At 65.6% G+C, this 16409-nt stretch carries 14 protein-coding genes; 8 read left to right on the top strand and 6 right to left on the bottom strand.

Annotated features, from left to right (window positions below; translation table 11 throughout):
* The first annotated feature begins 153 nt into the window (after positions 1–153).
* A complete protein-coding gene (locus GVV86_RS10755; RefSeq protein WP_159802799.1) occupies positions 154–1071 on the top strand; it encodes a ribonuclease Z in 918 nt (305 codons plus the stop codon).
* A gap of 374 nt (positions 1072–1445) precedes the next feature.
* Positions 1446–2360 (top strand): glycoside hydrolase family 16 protein, encoded by a 915-nt coding sequence (locus GVV86_RS10750; protein WP_246669957.1) that lies wholly within the window; start codon positions 1446–1448, stop codon positions 2358–2360.
* Between the two features lie 148 nt (positions 2361–2508).
* On the opposite strand, the gene GVV86_RS10745 is transcribed toward GVV86_RS10750, so the two are convergent.
* The 5 genes from GVV86_RS10745 to GVV86_RS10725 all read right to left on the bottom strand — a co-directional run bounded on the left by GVV86_RS10745 (position 2509) and on the right by GVV86_RS10725 (position 9226).
* Positions 2509–4638, bottom strand: a complete 2130-nt coding sequence (locus tag GVV86_RS10745) for a glycosyltransferase (RefSeq protein WP_159802798.1) — start codon at positions 4636–4638, stop codon at positions 2509–2511.
* Positions 4639–5026: 388 nt separating this feature from the next.
* Positions 5027–6013, bottom strand: coding sequence for a glycosyltransferase family 2 protein (locus tag GVV86_RS10740; protein ID WP_159802797.1), 987 nt, complete (start codon positions 6011–6013; stop codon positions 5027–5029).
* 499 nt (positions 6014–6512) lie between these two features.
* Positions 6513–6869, bottom strand: a complete 357-nt coding sequence (locus GVV86_RS10735; protein WP_159619766.1) for a cupin domain-containing protein — start codon at positions 6867–6869, stop codon at positions 6513–6515.
* The gene (locus GVV86_RS10730; protein ID WP_159619767.1) at positions 6866–7156 is read right to left on the bottom strand and encodes a DUF4287 domain-containing protein; all 291 of its coding nucleotides are present in this window, start codon (positions 7154–7156) and stop codon (positions 6866–6868) included. Before GVV86_RS10730 ends, GVV86_RS10735 begins: the two co-directional genes overlap by 4 nt.
* Before the next feature lie 723 nt (positions 7157–7879).
* A complete protein-coding gene (locus GVV86_RS10725) occupies positions 7880–9226 on the bottom strand; it encodes an MFS transporter (RefSeq protein ID WP_159802796.1) in 1347 nt (448 codons plus the stop codon).
* A 271-nt stretch (positions 9227–9497) separates the two neighbouring features.
* On the opposite strand from GVV86_RS10725, the gene GVV86_RS10720 reads away from it, so the two are divergent.
* The 4 genes from GVV86_RS10720 (at position 9498) to GVV86_RS10705 (ending at position 13331) form a co-directional block, all read left to right on the top strand.
* Positions 9498–10094, top strand: a complete 597-nt coding sequence (locus GVV86_RS10720; protein ID WP_159802795.1) for a TetR/AcrR family transcriptional regulator — start codon at positions 9498–9500, stop codon at positions 10092–10094.
* Positions 10091–11251, top strand: coding sequence for an SGNH/GDSL hydrolase family protein (locus tag GVV86_RS10715; RefSeq protein WP_159619770.1), 1161 nt, complete (start codon positions 10091–10093; stop codon positions 11249–11251). Before GVV86_RS10720 ends, GVV86_RS10715 begins: the two co-directional genes overlap by 4 nt.
* 204 nt (positions 11252–11455) lie before the next feature.
* Complete coding sequence (locus GVV86_RS10710) at positions 11456–12214, top strand: VldE C-terminal domain-containing protein (RefSeq protein ID WP_159802794.1); 759 nt, start codon at positions 11456–11458, stop codon at positions 12212–12214.
* Between the two features lie 88 nt (positions 12215–12302).
* Positions 12303–13331, top strand: a complete 1029-nt coding sequence (locus GVV86_RS10705; protein ID WP_159802793.1) for an ion channel — start codon at positions 12303–12305, stop codon at positions 13329–13331.
* 72 nt (positions 13332–13403) lie between these two features.
* Here GVV86_RS10705 and GVV86_RS10700 read toward each other — a convergent pair whose 3' ends face one another.
* The gene (locus GVV86_RS10700) at positions 13404–14723 is read right to left on the bottom strand and encodes an alpha/beta fold hydrolase (RefSeq protein ID WP_159802792.1); all 1320 of its coding nucleotides are present in this window, start codon (positions 14721–14723) and stop codon (positions 13404–13406) included.
* A gap of 111 nt (positions 14724–14834) precedes the next feature.
* On the opposite strand from GVV86_RS10700, the gene GVV86_RS10695 reads away from it, so the two are divergent.
* Together GVV86_RS10695 and GVV86_RS10690 are read left to right on the top strand one after the other, a co-directional pair.
* Positions 14835–15797 (top strand): GlxA family transcriptional regulator, encoded by a 963-nt coding sequence (locus GVV86_RS10695; RefSeq protein WP_159802791.1) that lies wholly within the window; start codon positions 14835–14837, stop codon positions 15795–15797.
* 138 nt (positions 15798–15935) lie between these two features.
* On the top strand, positions 15936–16409 hold the full coding sequence (locus GVV86_RS10690) for a cupin domain-containing protein (RefSeq protein WP_159802790.1): 474 nt from the start codon (positions 15936–15938) through the stop codon (positions 16407–16409).

Genomic DNA, 16409 nt, shown 5'->3' with positions numbered 1-16409 from the left:
GCCCGGTAAACGCCTCCTGCACCCGCAGTTCCATCAGATTTCCTGATACAGGTAAGGGCTGACCAATCGTGGGTGGGCCTTTTGGAACGGCATCAGGCAGGGCTGGGCGGCCCGGCGTCGCAGCGACTACCGGCACGATGGCAGACTGGGGCGATGCGTGAGCTCGTCATTCTCGGCACCGCATCCCAGGTGCCCACCCGGACCCGCAACCACAACGGTTACTTCCTGCGCTGGGAGCGCGAAGGGTTCCTGTTCGATCCGGGCGAGGGAACGCAGCGCCAGATGATCCGGGCGGGCGTATCAGCGAGCCGCATTACGCGGATCTGCCTCACGCATGTTCACGGCGACCACTGCTTCGGCCTGCCGGGCGTGCTGTCGCGCATGGTGCTCGACGGCGTGGCCCACCCGGTCCACCTTCACTACCCCGCATCCGGCGAGGACGTCGTCCGGGCGCTCGTCGCGCTGGCCACGCCGGGTCTCGACCTCCGGCTCCACCCGCACGGTTCTCAGGGCGCTGTTGCGGAGGGCCTCGAGGTGCGGCCCCTGCTGCACCGCATTGAGGCGTACGGCTACCGGCTCACTGAGCCCGACGGCCGCACCCTCCTGCCCGACAGGCTCGCTGCAGCCGGCATTGCGGGGCCCGATGTCGGGGACCTTCAGCGCAGGGGAAGCCTCCGAGGCGTTCGATTCGAGGATGTCAGCGCGCACCGGCCGGGCCGGCGTTTCGCCTTCGTGATGGACACCGCACCATGCGGCGGTGCCGAGGAGCTCGCGGAGGGGGTGGACTTGCTGGTGTCCGAGTCCACCTTCAGGGATGAAGATGCCGCCCTGGCCCTGCAATACCTCCACCTCACGGCGGGGCAGGCGGGCGCCCTGGCAGGCACGGCGGGCGCGGGAACGCTGGTGCTGACCCACTTTTCGGCCCGCTACGATGACGCCGGCGTCCTGGCTGCGCAGGCGCAGGACACGGCAGGGTCTGCATCGGTCATTGCCGCCAACGACCTCGACCGAATTCCGTTTCTACCGCGGCGCGGCCCGGAACCCGGCGGCGTGGCCGATATCCGCAACTGATCCCCGCAGGGTCGCATCCTTTTCCGAGATACACCGCCGAGGCCGTTGAGCAGCTGAGCTGTGCTTGCCGCTCCATCCGAGTAGGCTCGAATATTTTCCAGTACCGGCCGCTACTGTTCCACTTCGGGCCGCTTCGGTAAATTACTAACATCGGGCCGTTGCAAATCGGCCTGGATGCATCTGCCACGAGGAGCATGACAATGCTCCCCGCGGCACGAAGAGCTCGGGTGGTGCGGGGCGTGCAACACAGGTTGGATGCTCCGCTTCCGCACGATGAGGGAGTCCCTCCCGAGCGACTGGATAATACCAATCGTTTCAGATCGAAGAGATGACCTCCTTTTCGGAGCGGCACCTTGAAGAGGATTGGACATCACGTGCGGGCTCGCATCGTCGTCTTAATAGTCGTTCTGTTCACAGCCACCTACGCCCTGGTCGGTTTCGTCTCGGATTCAATGCCGGGCCAAAGCTCTGACGAGGAAGCAAGGGACCGCCCAAGCGCGGCTTCGAACTCGTCGCAGCCAACCGAAGACCGCCTCGACGACATCTCTGCTGCCACGGCGGCCATGCCGGTCGGTGATCTGCCGGGTTGGAGACAGGTCTTCACCGAAGACTTCACCGACGGAGATGTCCCAATCGGCGAATTTCCTGACCGGACCTACAGGGCGCGATGGAGCGCAAATTATTTCGATGGCACACCGGATACAGCTGCTCAGACTCTCAAGACAAAGTCTGGATATTATCCCTCCAAGGTCCTCAGTGTTCATGACGGTCTCTTGGACATGTATCTTCACACTGAAAATGGGATTTCGATGGGTGCCGCACCATCTCCTCGATTCGAGAAGGGCGGTAAGCGGCCCTTCAACAGCCAAACCTACGGCCGGTACTCCGTGCGTTTCAAGGCCGACGAATTGAAGGGATTCAAACTAGCGTGGCTGTTGTGGCCTGATAGTAAGCAATGGCCGGAGGACGGCGAGATAGATTTTCCGGAAGGGGATCTGTCGAAAACCATTTACGCTGCCCTGCACGGACCTGGTGAAGAGGACACGATGCTCGATCAGTTCCGTACCACGTCCACCTTCACCTCTTGGCATATAGCTACTATCGAGTGGAGCCCCGACCGCGTGGAATTCTTCCTCGACGGAAAGTTGATCGGCACCAGCACGTCGGCGATACCAGACACCCCGATGCACTACATCCTGCAGACCGAGTCCTGCCTGACGACCTGTCCCGATCCGGACACCCGCGGCCATGTCTACGTCGACTGGGTGGCGATCTGGGCCAAGGACTAGGTGTATCCGGATTTCTCAGGCGTGGACACCGTATCCCTCCGGCGACCTGTCGGCCGCAATGCGCGTCCGGCTGAGCAACCGCACGCGCCGAGGGAGGCAGTCGACTGCGAGGCCCGGCGCCCTCGACTTCTTTCGCATCGTTGCGTTCTCAACCCGTTCGCGCCCCGAAGGCTGAGTCGAGATCTTCTGGGGGACCCAGACGTCCCGTCCCGTTGACCAGACGCCGTAGACGCAACGCGGCAACAACTGCAGCCGACAATTGGGCCAGGAGCCACAGCGCGGCCAGTCCGGGTAGGGCCGAATTTTGAACTACGGCTGCCGCCGGCACCAAGCCGACGGCGGCCGCCAGAACTGCAACCGCCGTGGCTTCCGTGAAGTAGCCATACACCCGGCACACGGCGTAATAGACCTGAGTCACACAGCTCAGTACTACCGCCGGGACCAGCAACGGCAGCAGCACCCATTGCGGGGCATACTGCGGGCCGAGCACTTGCAGGATTGAGGGGCCCGCCGCCAGGAGTATCCCTCCGGCTGCGAAGGTGAGCAACAGGCTGATTCTCAGGGCCCGGTTGATCAGCAAATAGACGGGTCCCGACTCGGCAAGTTTTGCCTGAAGGGAATAACCGGCGGATTGAGGGACGAAAAACACTGCCGTCGTCAGCATCCAGACCACGTACCAGGTCGCCGCGGCCGAGGTGCTGAGTGTCGCGGCGACAATCAGGGGCAGGAGGTAGGCAGGCGCGCGGTCGGCGAGCACGAGGGGATAGTTTCGCAAAGCCGGGCGCAACAGACGCACCACTTCGTCGAACCGGGCGCCGGCCCACCACTGGGGGCCGAGACCGGCGCGACGGATTTGGCGCATGCCGAGTACCACACTGGCCCCCGCTCCAAGGGCGACGGCGCCGACGACGGCGATCACACTGCGGTACCCCGCCGTCAGGCAGACAATGAGAACCGTGAGCTGGATGAGAGCCTGCAGCACGCTGCGCACCAACACCAGGTCGGCACGCGACAATGCCACACTGATGTGATCAAGCTGGTACGCGGTACTGGCAAAGACGGCGGCAGCCAGGAACGCCACCGTGACCGCTGGATCGTCCCAGGCCTGACCGACGCCGGGACCGAGGGCACGCGTGATGTTGAGCAGCGCTATAGCAACAATCAATGACGCGAGTCCCACCGTGAGCAGTCCTGTGGCTATCAGCCGGCGCCGCCGGTCGTTCTGGGCAGGCAGCAGCGTTAGCGTGGCCGGGCCAACTCCGAGCATCCCGATCTGTACTGTCAACAGTGCCGACGCCACTACTGCAGAACCCAAACCGAGCTGAGGTGGGGCCAGGAGCAGTGCGGCCAGAATCCAGAAGAGGAAGCCCGCGGCCATGGGCGCGACTCTGGCTGCGGTCAACCACAGTGCGTTGCCGCCGAGGGAGAGACCGCTGTCGGCCGGACGGGAAAGTTCCTTGAACATGGCGCGGTAGGTGTAAAAGAGGAACGCCGCCCAATAAGGCAGAAAGCGGGGGGCTCCCAACAGCGCCAGCCCTGCACCACGTGCGGTTGCGAGGAGTGGTGAAGCAGCCAGCAAACCAGCCCAGCGCGGGTGCTTTCGAATGTTGAGAGCCAGTCCAGCGCCATCTTGAAGCCATTGGTCGCGGGCAAAAGCGAAGTCGTCACGAAAGCGGTGTCTCACGAACGTGGAGGTGGACACGCCCAACTGCCGCCCGGCTTCCCGTAGCCGCAACCGCAGGTCTATGTCTTCCCCAGAGGCGAACTCCTCGTCGAAGCCTGCCTGCAGAAGCACATCGCGTCTCAGCAGTGTGGCGCAGACTCCGAACCGCAAGCGGGCCCGGCTGCGATTGTGGTGCCATGCCAGTGCCTCCCCCCAGTACCCGGCTCCATCGGACTCGCTCACCAAGCCCGACTGGAGTCCGTCGTAGCCACCCTGCTCGAATTCAGCGACCAGTTGCTTCAGAGAGTCGCGCGGCAGCACTACGTCGGAATCAATCAGGGCCACAATCGGGCAGGCTGCATTATTGACGCCGAGCATTCTCGCAGCCGACAGGCCGCGTCCCTCGTCGGAAAGGACTAGTGCGCCGTAGGAACGCGCAATCTCCACCGTTGAGTCCTCGGAGCACCCATCGATGACGATCACTTCCCGCGGCCGCTGGGTCCACACCGATTCCAGACATTGGGGCAACCACCGGGCGGCGTTGCGCGCGGGAATTACAACCGAGACATCAAGCGCATCCGGCTTCAAGGCGCACGTCCCTTCCAGATCCTGCATTCAACGCAGCAACCGCGGAACGTGGTTCGAGACACCACCCGCTGGGCTGCGACACGGGCAGAAGCAACCTCCTCAAGGTGAGCCCGAGTTGCTCGGGAGACCAGCACCGGGCGGAAAAGCCGTCCGCGGAGAACGGACAATTACAGGATGCACGGCGAACACCGTTCTGGCTATCGAAGGAGTCTGCCTGCCTGGCGCCGGAGGATTTCGGGTTCCGTCGGAGAATTGCGGGTAAACTGTCCGCTGATGCGGCTCAACGCCATGTTCCATCGGAACGCCCGCCCGTGCGCGCAGGCCACCCGGAACCCCTCCCCCGGTGCGCAGTTACGACGTCCGAGCGGTCCGCCGGCGTCACCTGCTGGTACAGCAGTGCTCCTGCTCGGGCAGCCTACTGCACGTCGCGCCATGGTTGGGCAGGGTGGCGTGGGCGCCTCCTTGACACATGCACAAGCCGGCGGCCCCAGAGATAACCGGCGGTTGCGGTGACCAGTACCGTGAGGACCACCCCTGCGCGTCCGAGCCCGACGAATTTCCCATGCCGAGCCCAGTCATACAAACCAGCAAGAAAAGCACGGAGCAGGACGCTGCGGACGTACCGGCGTTCGGGACCCAGCGCCCGCTTGTAGCCCACCACATGGCTGACCCGCGCTTTCGAAACGCCCTCGGCCCAGGACCTGGCGAGCACGTAGCGGAAAGTCCCCCTGTTCGCTGGCACATGATGGCGCACCACTGCTGCAGGCTCATAGACAATCCGGGAACCTGGCGCCCCCATTGTCGACCGTATGCAGATTTCAGTTTCCTCACAGCCCGAGGGGACAGAACCCTGCCGGCCCAGGAAAAGATTGAACCCGCCCACCTGGCGGATGACGCTGAGGCGGAAGGACATGTTCGCGCCGATGACATTACGGACCTCGCAGGCAACCCTTGGCATACCCCGGTGGCTGCATCCCACGATCCAGTCGAGTTCCTGGCCGAAAAAACCAGGGCGTCCTACCTCCCAGATCGGATCCACTCTTCCGCCGACCGCCAGCACGTCAGGGTCGTCATACAGGGCGGTGAGGCGTTCGAGCCAATCCGGCGCGGCCTCAGCATCGTCATCGATGAACGCCACGATGTCGGAGTCCACCGCGTCCAGCGCGGTGTTGCGTGCCCCGGAGAGTCCGCGCGGACGGGTGTTCCTTAGGACGGTGACGTCATCGACGATTCCTGCGAGCCGCCTGTAGAGTGCCTCGTTGTGGTCGATGACCACAACGACTTTTTTTGGGGAGTGGGTTTGGGTGCGTAGCGACTCGAGAAGTTTCAGCAGCCAGTCCCAACGCTCGCTCGTATAGGCGCAGATAACCACTGTCACGGTGGGGAATGGGACGTCGGGCATTTCATCCCGCCCTCATGAGGCGTTCACGGATCATCATCCCCGGCGCCTGCCCGTTCCGGACCGCCCGAAGATTCGCCTCTCCGGAACATGCCGGCGCTACGGGCCGGGCAGCTATCGAAGACGGGAGCTGGACTGAAACAGGCACATGCCTCACCACTTGCCTCTTTGCTGTATGCAGATCCGGCGAATGTAAACGCCACCCGCCAGGAACACCGTGTTGGCGCTTATACAGTCGTCGGATCCCCGGCCCAGCAACTCAGGAGCCACGACGAAGCCGTACTTTTGAAGGTTAAAGCCCGCCACCCATGGCGGTCTAGGACAACTTGTTGCCGCACGGAAAAGGAGATGATGTCCTGCTGTCCGGGCCTGACAGACCAGGGATGCATCCCGCATGCTCAGCCGTGATGCTGATGTGCTTTCACCTGCCGCGTGGAGGCCTTGATACAGCCTGACCGGCGCATGCCGGAGTCAACATGCGGGCACACGGCGGGTGGACGGCCTAGGTTGCACCGGGTGCGGTGGCCACGAACTCCTGGATGATTTCGGGAGAGGCGTGAATGCAGATCATCTCCAGGTTTCCGGTACCGCTGCTTCGAAAGCGGTGGTGTGCGCCAGGGTGGACCGTCACAATCGCGCCGGCGCCCGCGCGGAGCTCTTCGCCGTCGGACTCGATGACTGCCTCACCCTGGAGCACCACCCACGTCTCGGTGTAGGGGTGCCAGTGGGTTTCCGGCCCTCCGCCGGGCGGCGTGTCCACCCAGAAGAAAGAAACGCCGGCGCCGTGGTCTGCCCCAACGAACAACGCCGTCCCGGTGGTGTTTCGGCGCAGCTGCTCACGGTCGGTAATCGAGGTCATGAGGGTTTGTTCTCCTTTCCATCGAGCCACAGGGTTTCGGACTCGTCCCTGTGCGTCCCGGTCGTTCCCACGTGCTTTTTGTCGATTCCGGGGCCCTTCTTTAGAACGTGAACCAGCGCCATGCCGTGGCCCCGCCCGAGCCCGTAGTCGGCCTTCAGCCATTCGAGGATCTCGCCGGCCTTCCCGTTCTGCTCGTCGAACCCCTTGCTGTTCGCGATGTCCAGCAGCTGGCGGGGCGTAAGCCCAGTCCTGTCTTCGATGGTGTCGAGGTACGCCTGGAATGACATGCCGTGGTCCTTACGTTTGTCTCTCGGCTGGCAGGACGGCCGAGAAAGCTCTGCGCCCAGATTAGGCCCCCATCAGTTGAAGCACTGATGGAGAAATCCCGCCGGCGACGCCTGTATGCGAAGGGTGCGCCCGGAAGACCTGCCTGTCAATGCCGTCCGGTGGATCAGGTACAGATCGACGTAGTCCAGGCCGAGACGCCCGAGGGATCTGGTACACGCCGAAGCCGAGGACCGGCATTTCGGCGCCGGTATTGAGGGGAATGGACTGCAGCTGGTTCTCCTAACGGGAGTCGGAATGAGCGGTTCCCTCGAGGAAGCGGCCCTGCCGCCGGTCCCACCGGTTTGCCCCGTCGTCGAACAGCAGGTACGAGCCGGCGGCCCCTACGGTCAGGAGGAGCGGTCTGCCGATCAACAGGTACCGGGTGTAAGAATCCGGAGCGCCTGCCCGATGCCGTTGTCCCTCACAGGAACGGACCGCCGCTCTGCCCCCTTGCCGACCGTACCCGCCACGTCTCCCCCCCCTTGGTTCGGCTCTCGCTGGGCCCAGTTTGGCACAAGCGAATTTGGCACAGGCGAAGTGGACCCGGTACTCGGTTGGCTGCTTCCGTACACGCGGGCCCCGGTCACCACTACCGAGGGGCGGCGTGTGCTGGCACTGTCTGCGCACCCACCGGTCTAGGGTTCCCTGCCTGCTGCGGCCTCAATGGTCGCCCCACACCCGGCCTAGGTGGAATTGCCATCATCGGTTCGCTCGGACCGGGCGGCCCGCCGTCGTGCTCGTTCCCGCGCCAGCGCCTCACGGAGCGGCGGCACGACCACGCCCTGCTCCGCCATCCGCCGCCGCACGGTGCGCCGGACAATCAGGATCGCCGCAGCTCCTGCCGCAAGGATCACAAGCTGGAAAGCCATCGCGATCCGGAACGAGCCGAGGGCATACAGGTCGCCCCCGGACAGTCCCCGCGCGTACAGGACGTCGAGAATCACCCCGATTCCGTACATCGCGACCAGGGACGCGGCGAATCCGCCGATGTTCACAATGCCCGTGGCCGTTCCCATCCGCGACGACGGGTTGAAGGTGCGTGCGAAGTCAAACGCGATCATCGAGCCGGGACCGCCGAGGGCCAGCGCCACAATGAGCAGTGTGAGCAGCCACAGGGGTGCGGGCCCGGACGCGAACAGGACGGCGAGCCAGCAGCCGGCTATCCCGGACGCGATGGCCAGAACCATGGTCGAGCGGCGCAGGGGGTGCCGGGACACGTAGAGTCCCAGCATCGGTCCCGACACAATGCCCACGCCGACGAACAGCGTCAGGAGCGCCGACGCAGCCACGGGGTCGATCCCTTCGGCCCGCACCAGATACGGGTAGCCCCAGATCAGGACAAACACGGTGCCGGGAAATTGCACGGTGAAGTGGGACCACAGCCCGAGGCGGGTTCCGGGCTGGCGCCAGGCCTGCGCGAGGGAGATCCCGGTCTGGCGCAGCCCGGTCCTTGCCCGGGGTTGGCGCTGCGGGGCATCCCTGATGACGGCCACCGCGAGGACGACGGCGAGCGCCGACAGCCCGGCGGCGGACAGGAACGCTGTGCTCCACCCGGCCGCGCCGAGCAGCGCGGCGAACGGCACCACCGACACCACCTGGCCCAGCTGTCCGATGATGCCCGTGAACTGGGTCAGCACGGGGATCTTGCGGGACTCGAACCAGGCCGGAAGCAGCCGCAGCACCGAGATGAAGGTCAGGGCGTCGCCGGCGCCTACGAGCAGTCTTCCCGCGATCCCTCCGGCGACGGTCTCCGAAAGAGCAAGCTGCACCTGGCCCGAGGCCATCAGCACGGCTCCGGCGAGGATGAGCAGCCGCGGGCCGACCCGGTCGACCAGGACCCCGACAGGAATCTGCAGCGACGCGTACACGAGCAGCTGCACCACGGTAAAGATGGAAAGTGCGGAGGCGGTGGCCGAGTAGCGTTCGGTCGCTTCAAGCCCCGCGACGCCGAAGCTCGTCCGCTGGGTCACGGCGATGAGGTAGGCGACCACACCGGTCCCCCACACCAACCACGCCCGGCGTTTGCCCACTCCTCCATTATTGGTGCTGGGGTCCGGGCCGCGCACCCGCGAAGCAAGTGATTGTTGTTTCGTTCGGCCAGACCTGAAGCCGGCGGTCATCGCGAGAAGCCGGCGGTCATCGCGAGCCCGCACTGACTGCCGTGCCGCGGTCGGTGCCGCGGACAAGATGAATTTCAATTCGCGTCAACCAGGTCGCTGCTTCCCATCCGGGTCCGATGATCCGACTGGACCATCACTCTATAGTTAGTAGGCAACTGCCTATAGGGTATAGGCTGGTCTTATGCGCTCAGGTCTCACCACGAACTCCGTCATCCTCTGCGCCGCTGACCTCTCTGACGAGCTGGGCTTCGATTCCTTGTCGATCTCTGCCGTTGCCCGCCGTCTGGGAGTGGCGGCGCCGAGTCTGTATTCCCATGTCCGGGACCTTCCAGCGCTTAGAGCGGGCGTTTCCGCTCTGGCCTTGGAGGAGCTGTCGGACGCTATTTCGACCCGGATAGCCGGCAGAAGCGGGCGGGAAGCCCTTTTCGGCTTCGCCGAAGCACACCGGCTGTATGCGTCGCGCTCACCCGGGCGGTGGCAATCTCTTCAGCATCTCACCGATGGCGGGATGGCCGGTTCCGCTGCGGTGGGACGCCTTGTCGCTCTGACCGAATCCGTGCTGCACCGGTACGCGCTGCATCCCGAGTGGCAGGTGCATGCCACTCGAATGCTCGGAAGCTTCATCAACGGCTTCATTGCGCTGGCTGGATCAGGCAGCTTCAGTCACCGTAGTCCCGGACCGGAATCGTCGTGGGACATTGCGATCGACGCTATGCACGCCCTCTTTTCAAGTTGGCCATCCATTGATGACCCTGACCCTGCAAGGAAGCTTCATTGATCAGCATCCCTCTCACCCCAGCTCATCTGCGCGGCGCGCAGGAAGTGGAAAGCACGCCCCGCGGTCTTCGTCCGCACCGCCTGCCGGCGTGGATACGCACGCGGTTCCCGGACCCGCAGCTCATGATGATGGAGGCGCAGCCTTCGGGAATCAGGGTGGTGGGGAAAACGTCCGCGGGTCATCTGGAACTTGTCACGCATTCGACGCGGCTTGCCTATCGCGGGGTTGATCGCCCGCGCGGACACGTGGACCTCACCAGCAACGGCATCGTGGTTGGAAGTGACGTTCTCTCCGGAGGCGATGTGACAGAAGTGGACCTACAGACGGGGGCATCCAGCTTCACTTCAGGCGTCTCGCATGTCTCGGTCTTCGCGGACCTGCCAGAGGGCGACAAGCTGATTGAGCTGTGGCTGCCTCACAATGAGTCCGTCGAATTGGTGGAACTTCGGGCGGACGCTCCCTTTGCTGCAGTGGCCCCGGCCGGTCCGGTCTGGGTTCACCACGGCAGCTCCATCAGCCAGGGCTCGAACTCGAGTACTCCGACAGGGACCTGGCCGGCAGTCGCGGCGCGCACAGGCGGAGCCCAGCTTCACAACCTCGGCTTCGGTGGAAGTGCACTCGCTGATCCTTTTGTCGCCCGGGTGATCCGTGACACCCCCGCTGATTTCATCAGCGTCAAGCTCGGCATCAACCTGGTGAATCTGGACGTGATGAGGATGAGGGCGTTCGAATCCGCGGTTCACGGGTTCCTCGATACGATCCGCGACGGGCACCCCAAAACACCGCTCCTGCTTATCTCTCCTATCTTCTGCGGCATCCACGAGGACACCCCGGGCCCGGGAGCCATCGATCCTGCCAGCTTCGGCACGGACCAGATCCGGTTCATGGCGACCGGCGACGAGGCGGAGTCCGCGCAGGGCCGCCTCACACTTCGCACGATCAGGGCCTGCCTTGCATCAGTGGTTGAACGCCGATCCGACGACGGAAACCTCCATTTCCTCGACGGCCTTCGCCTGTACGGTCAAGACGATGCCGTCGAGCATCCGCTGCCGGATGCGCTCCATCCCGATACGGCCACCCATCAGATGATCGGAGAACGGTTCGCCGCGTACGCATTCTCTCCCCGAGGGCCCTTCGCCCACAGGAACGGTTCATGATTGAAGCATGGACCGCCACGCCCTCGCAGCTCTGAACCGCTCCCGCTCTGACGGGCTGCGCCCGAGGGAGGTGAGACTCTCGTCGGACCGGCCGGCATTCCCGGGTAGGCAGGCTGGTACGCGAGCTGCCCCGGACAAGCGGAGAAGTCACCGAGATCTGGGCGGTGCACGAGGTTGCAATCCGGTTCGCGGGCGGACACAGCCGTGAACACCAGCAAACCCCTCCGCCGCCGCACGCGGCCGATAGTGGGCCTGCTCCTGCTCGGGATCCTGCTGTCCGTGCTGGTCCTTCTCGGGCCCGGTCTGCTCAGCGGTCTGCGCAACGGGGACGGCTCGCCGCTCGCGGGCCCGGAGTGCAATGTGCAGACTCCGGAGGGAGGGATCGGGCTCAACCGGGAGGAGGCGCGGCTGGCGACGACTGCGGTGGCACTCCGGGCGCGCGGGGCTGAGGCCCCGGACACCTCGGGGATGGACGAAGCGGTGCTGCAGCGGCTGGCCGAGGGGCCGTCCGAGGATGCCGGTCCAAGTCTGAGCTGCCGGGGCTCCGCCGCCGATGGCCTGCCGGAACAGCAACTGACTGCCGCCGGCCTGACGCCGCGCGCCGAGCGGGTGCGGACGGCGATGACCGAGGTGTTCGGTGAGCAGAGCCTGGGTGGATTCCTTCCGGGCGGTGTCGACCGGGGGCACGGGGCGGAATCGACTCACTACGACGGGCGCGCCATCGACGTCTTCTTCCGCCCGGTGAGCGAGGAGAACCGGCGCCAGGGGTGGATACTCGCGCATTGGCTCGTCGCCCATGCGGAGGACCTCGAGATCCAGTACGTCATCTTCGACGACCAGTTCTGGAGCGCACATCTTCCCCGAGGCCGGTGGCACGACTACGACGCACCCGATCCCGGCAACGAGATCCTGCGCCACCTCGACCACGTCCACGTGGACGTACTCCGCGGAGGCGCTGGCTGAAGGGCAGCGGGCCGGACGGAGATTGGAGGGTAGGGTCAGACGGTATTGTGCAGCGACATTGTCCCGCGACTCGGAAAGGAACGCAGAGGTGCCATTTGTACTGTTCCGCCTGATCCGCCAGCTCGGGCGTGCACGTATCTGGATCCTGCCGGCCTTCATCATCGCCGCGGTCTTCCTCACCAGCTGGCCCCTTATGGTCTGGGCCGAGCCGTCGAGCAACTCCATCACCTCCGCTGAGAGTTACTGGTGGTGGTTCCTGGTCACCGCCGCCACGGTGGGATACGGAGATTTCTTCCCGACCACGGTCGGCGGCCGCCTCGTCGGGATTTACGTCATTGTCGGCGGCATCGTCACCCTGACCACCTTGTTCACCAGGATCGCCGTGGCGATCGAGAATGCAAAAGGACAACGCATGAAGGGCAACCGGGCTGTGGAGCTCTCGGACCACCTCGTGATCGTGGGCTACACGCCCGGACGCACCGAACGGCTGATCCAGGAAATCACCGCTGACGATGCCCATTCGGTTGTCCTGTGCGCCGCGGAGGACGTTGGGCAGAATCCCATGCCAGAGCAGGCCGATCTCGGTTTCGTCCGCGGTGACCTCGCCGATGAAGGCGTGCTGCGGCGCGCCGGGGTGCACCGGGCCGCGCGCGTGCTCATCGACGCCCGCGACGATAATGAAGCGCTCGCAGTCACCGTCGCCGTCACGCATGTGAACCCCACCGCGCACACGGTCGTGACGCTGCGCGATATGGGCCGGGCCCGCAACTTCTCCTACGTCGACGACAACGTGCGCTGCGTCCAGTGGCACTCGCCCCGCCTCGCCACCGAGGAGCTCGAAGATCCCGGGATCGCCGTCGTGTACGCCGACCTCATGAGCCACGGCGGCCGCAACACCTACAGCACGCGGCTGCCCGATGCGCTGCCGCCGGTGAACTTCGGACAGATCCAGGAAGCCCTCGGACGCAGCTTCACCGCCACCGTGCTCGCCGTGCAGCACGAGGGCGCCATCATCAACCCCGGCTGGGAGACGCGGCTGCCCGAAAGCGCTGTCCTGTTCTACGTTGGAGAACGCAGGCTCTCCAACGAGGAGATCCTCGGCGCCATCGCACGGTAGCCCACGGACGCCGTGGTCGCCGATTACCGCCCCGCGCCCGACGGGCTGCGGAAGCTCATTGGCTCTCTGAGCTTATCGCTCACTCTCCGCCGAGCGCCCGGAATCCATGGGGCTTCCGGTCCGCACGGCAGAGACGACGTCGAGAATCCCCCGGGCGGTCGCCGCCGCGTCCTCCCGGTCGGTGACCAGCGACGCATGGGTGGCCCCGTCGATGACCCGATGCAGGCTGTTGGTCGACAGCGAGGCGAGAGCCTCCTGCGACGCGGCCCAGCCGGGCTCGGTTCCGGTGCCTGCTGTCAGGACCGCCAGCGGCCTGTTCGTGAAGGTCTCAAGGGCCGCAGCCTTCCGCACCGAGGCCCCCGCGTGGAGGTACTCCTCCACCGTGCTCCGCAGGTGGCTGGGTTCGGCCACCCCGACCAACCGGCCGAGGCCAAGGCGCGCAGCCCCCGCCACCAGCGCGGAAATCCGATTTATCGTGTCATCCGGGTCCGCGGCGGCGGGCTGTGCGGGTTCCAGTTCCCGGCCCGCTGCCGGCGCGGTCGAGTCCACGAGGACCAGTCCGGCGACCTCCTCGGGATAACGGGCAGCGAAGGTGAGGGCGTAGAGGCCGCCGAACGAATGCCCCGCCAGCACGTACGGTCCCGGAACCTTTCCGCGCTGGAGCAGCGTGTGGAGATCGGCCACGACCTGCCCGCCGTCCTGGGGAGTCGTCGCCGAATCGCTCCAGCCGCGGCCGGCCCGGTCGTAGACGCACACCCGGGTGTTCCGGGCAACGACCGGCGTCATCCATCGAAGGTCCGAGGAGCTGAGGCCGGCACCCGGTTCGAGGACGACGGTCGGGCTGCCCGCGCCGGTGCAGTTCAGGTACAGGCGGTGTCCGCCGACGTCGATCAGTTCACCCTGCACCGGACGGGCCTGCGCATCAACGGCTCCACGCACGGTCTCGTGGCCGGCGCCCAACGATGCCAGCACCAGCACCGCGATGCCGGGGTAGAGCAAAAGCCGGGCGCCGCGGCTTCGAAGCCGCTGGCTGGCCTTGACGATCATCCAGAGAGCCAGGATCAGGAGTGCGGGGGGCCAGACCCAGGCGAGCGCCTCGTGCGCAGGGGAACCGAACGCCAGTAAAAGGAAGCCCCCCATTCCCAGGAAGAGTGCCGGAGCAAACGCCCAGATCTGTGGTTGATCGGTGAACCTTACCGAGAGCACGGCCAGTATCCCCCAGCCCAGCGCAAGCCCGACCAGAATGGCTCCGGTCACGCCGGCCTCGGTTGCCGGCACAAACGGGGCGGCGGCCAGCAGCAGTGCGGCGAGGACCCCGGTTCCCGCCGAGCCGGCAGCGATCCCGCCGAGTTGATGCTTGGGCGGGGATTGCAGGCTGGGAGAGTCGAACATGGGACAAGACTGCCAAGCGGGAGCAGCCAACGGGAGGGGTGAAAATGACCATTATGAAAAGGATCCTGCAACCTTGGATCCCGGGCGGTCCTCCGTGGGTACAGTGGCCCCATGCACAGTGTCGTTGCCCTGGCCCTGCCGGATGTCGTGGCCTTTGATCTGGCCATTCCCGCGCAGGTTTTCGGCCACGAGGACGAGCGGCAGCGCTATTCCTTTGCGGTGTGCGCGGCCGAACCGGGCCTGGTGCACACGACCACCGGCTACGCCATCCACGCCGCGGAAGGGCTGGACGCCCTTCGATCGGCTGACACCATTGTGGTGCCCGGATTCAGCCCGCTCACCGACCCTCCCCCGGAGGTCACCCAGGCGCTCCGCGATGCTGCGGCGAACGGCGCCCGGGTGGTGTCCGTCTGCACGGGGGCTTTCGCACTGGCGGCCGCCGGTCTCCTTGACGGACGGCGCGCCACCACCCACTGGCGGAACGCAGAGCGTCTGCAGACCCTTTATCCGGCCGTCGCCGTCGACGCGGGCGTTCTCTATACGGACGAGGGCGATGTGAGCACCAGCGCCGGCGTCGCGGCGGGCATCGACCTGTGCCTGCACCTGGTCCGAACCGACCACGGTGCCGAAGCCGCGAACCGCATCGCGCGGCGGATGGTCGTGGCCCCTCACCGGGAGGGCGGACAGACCCAGTTCATCGAACGCCCCGTCGCTGCGCCCCTGACCCATTTCGCCGAAACGTGTGGCTGGGCACTCCAGCATCTGGCCGAGCCGCTGACCGTCGTCGACCTGGCCGCCCACGCAGGCTGGGCGCCAAGCAGTTTCGCGCGGAAGTTCCTGAAGGAGACCGGAACTCCACCCCTGCGCTGGCTTACCAGCCAGCGGATCGCCGAGGCATGCCGTCTGCTCGAAACGACGGACCTGACCGTGCAAGCTGTTGCCGCCAGGACGGGCTTGGGAACCTCAGCCAATTTCCGCCTGCACTTCACGCGCGAGCTCAACACCACGCCTTCCAGCTACCGCCGCCTCTACCAGGGGCGGAACCGGTCTGCGCTTGCTCCACGGTCCTCCTGACCGCCTTGCCTCCGCAGGTTCTGGTCCTTCCAGTTGACGCACCGAAACCGCCCGGTCACGCTACGCGCTGCTCCTGAATCGGCGGTGATCGGTCCGGGCGCCTTGGCGTTCGCGGGGCGAATGGGACAGAATGCGGACATGGACATCACTGACAACGGCCCGAAGCCCAACGCCTTTGACATCGAGAGCGCGACGACGGCGAACTCCGACTACCGCCGCGTCGCCTGGACCGGCAAGCACCTGCAGGTGACCCTCATGTCGATCGAGCCCGGAGGTGCGATCGGCCTCGAGGTGCATCACGGCACCGACCAGTTCCTGCGCATCGACGCCGGGAAGGGGCGGGTGAAGATGGGGCCCTCGAAGGACGACCTGTCGTTCCAGCAGGACGTCGGGGACGGCTGGAGCATCCAGGTGCCCGCCGGCACCTGGCACGACGTCGAGAACACCGGGGACGAACCCCTCCGCCTCTACACCATCTACGCGCCCACGCACCACGCGCAGGGCATCGTGCAGGCGACGCCGGAGGACGCCGAGAAGGACGAGGAGCAGGGCCGCGACGAACCGCCGGCTTGGGTCGAGGAGGTCGACGACAAGGGCGAAGAATCCGCCTGA

The sequence above is a fragment of the Arthrobacter zhaoguopingii genome (assembly GCF_009828595.1).
Taxonomy (GTDB): domain Bacteria; phylum Actinomycetota; class Actinomycetes; order Actinomycetales; family Micrococcaceae; genus Arthrobacter_D; species Arthrobacter_D zhaoguopingii.
The sequence above is the reverse complement of the archived record's forward strand: the minus strand, read 5'-3'. Positions and strand labels throughout refer to the sequence as shown.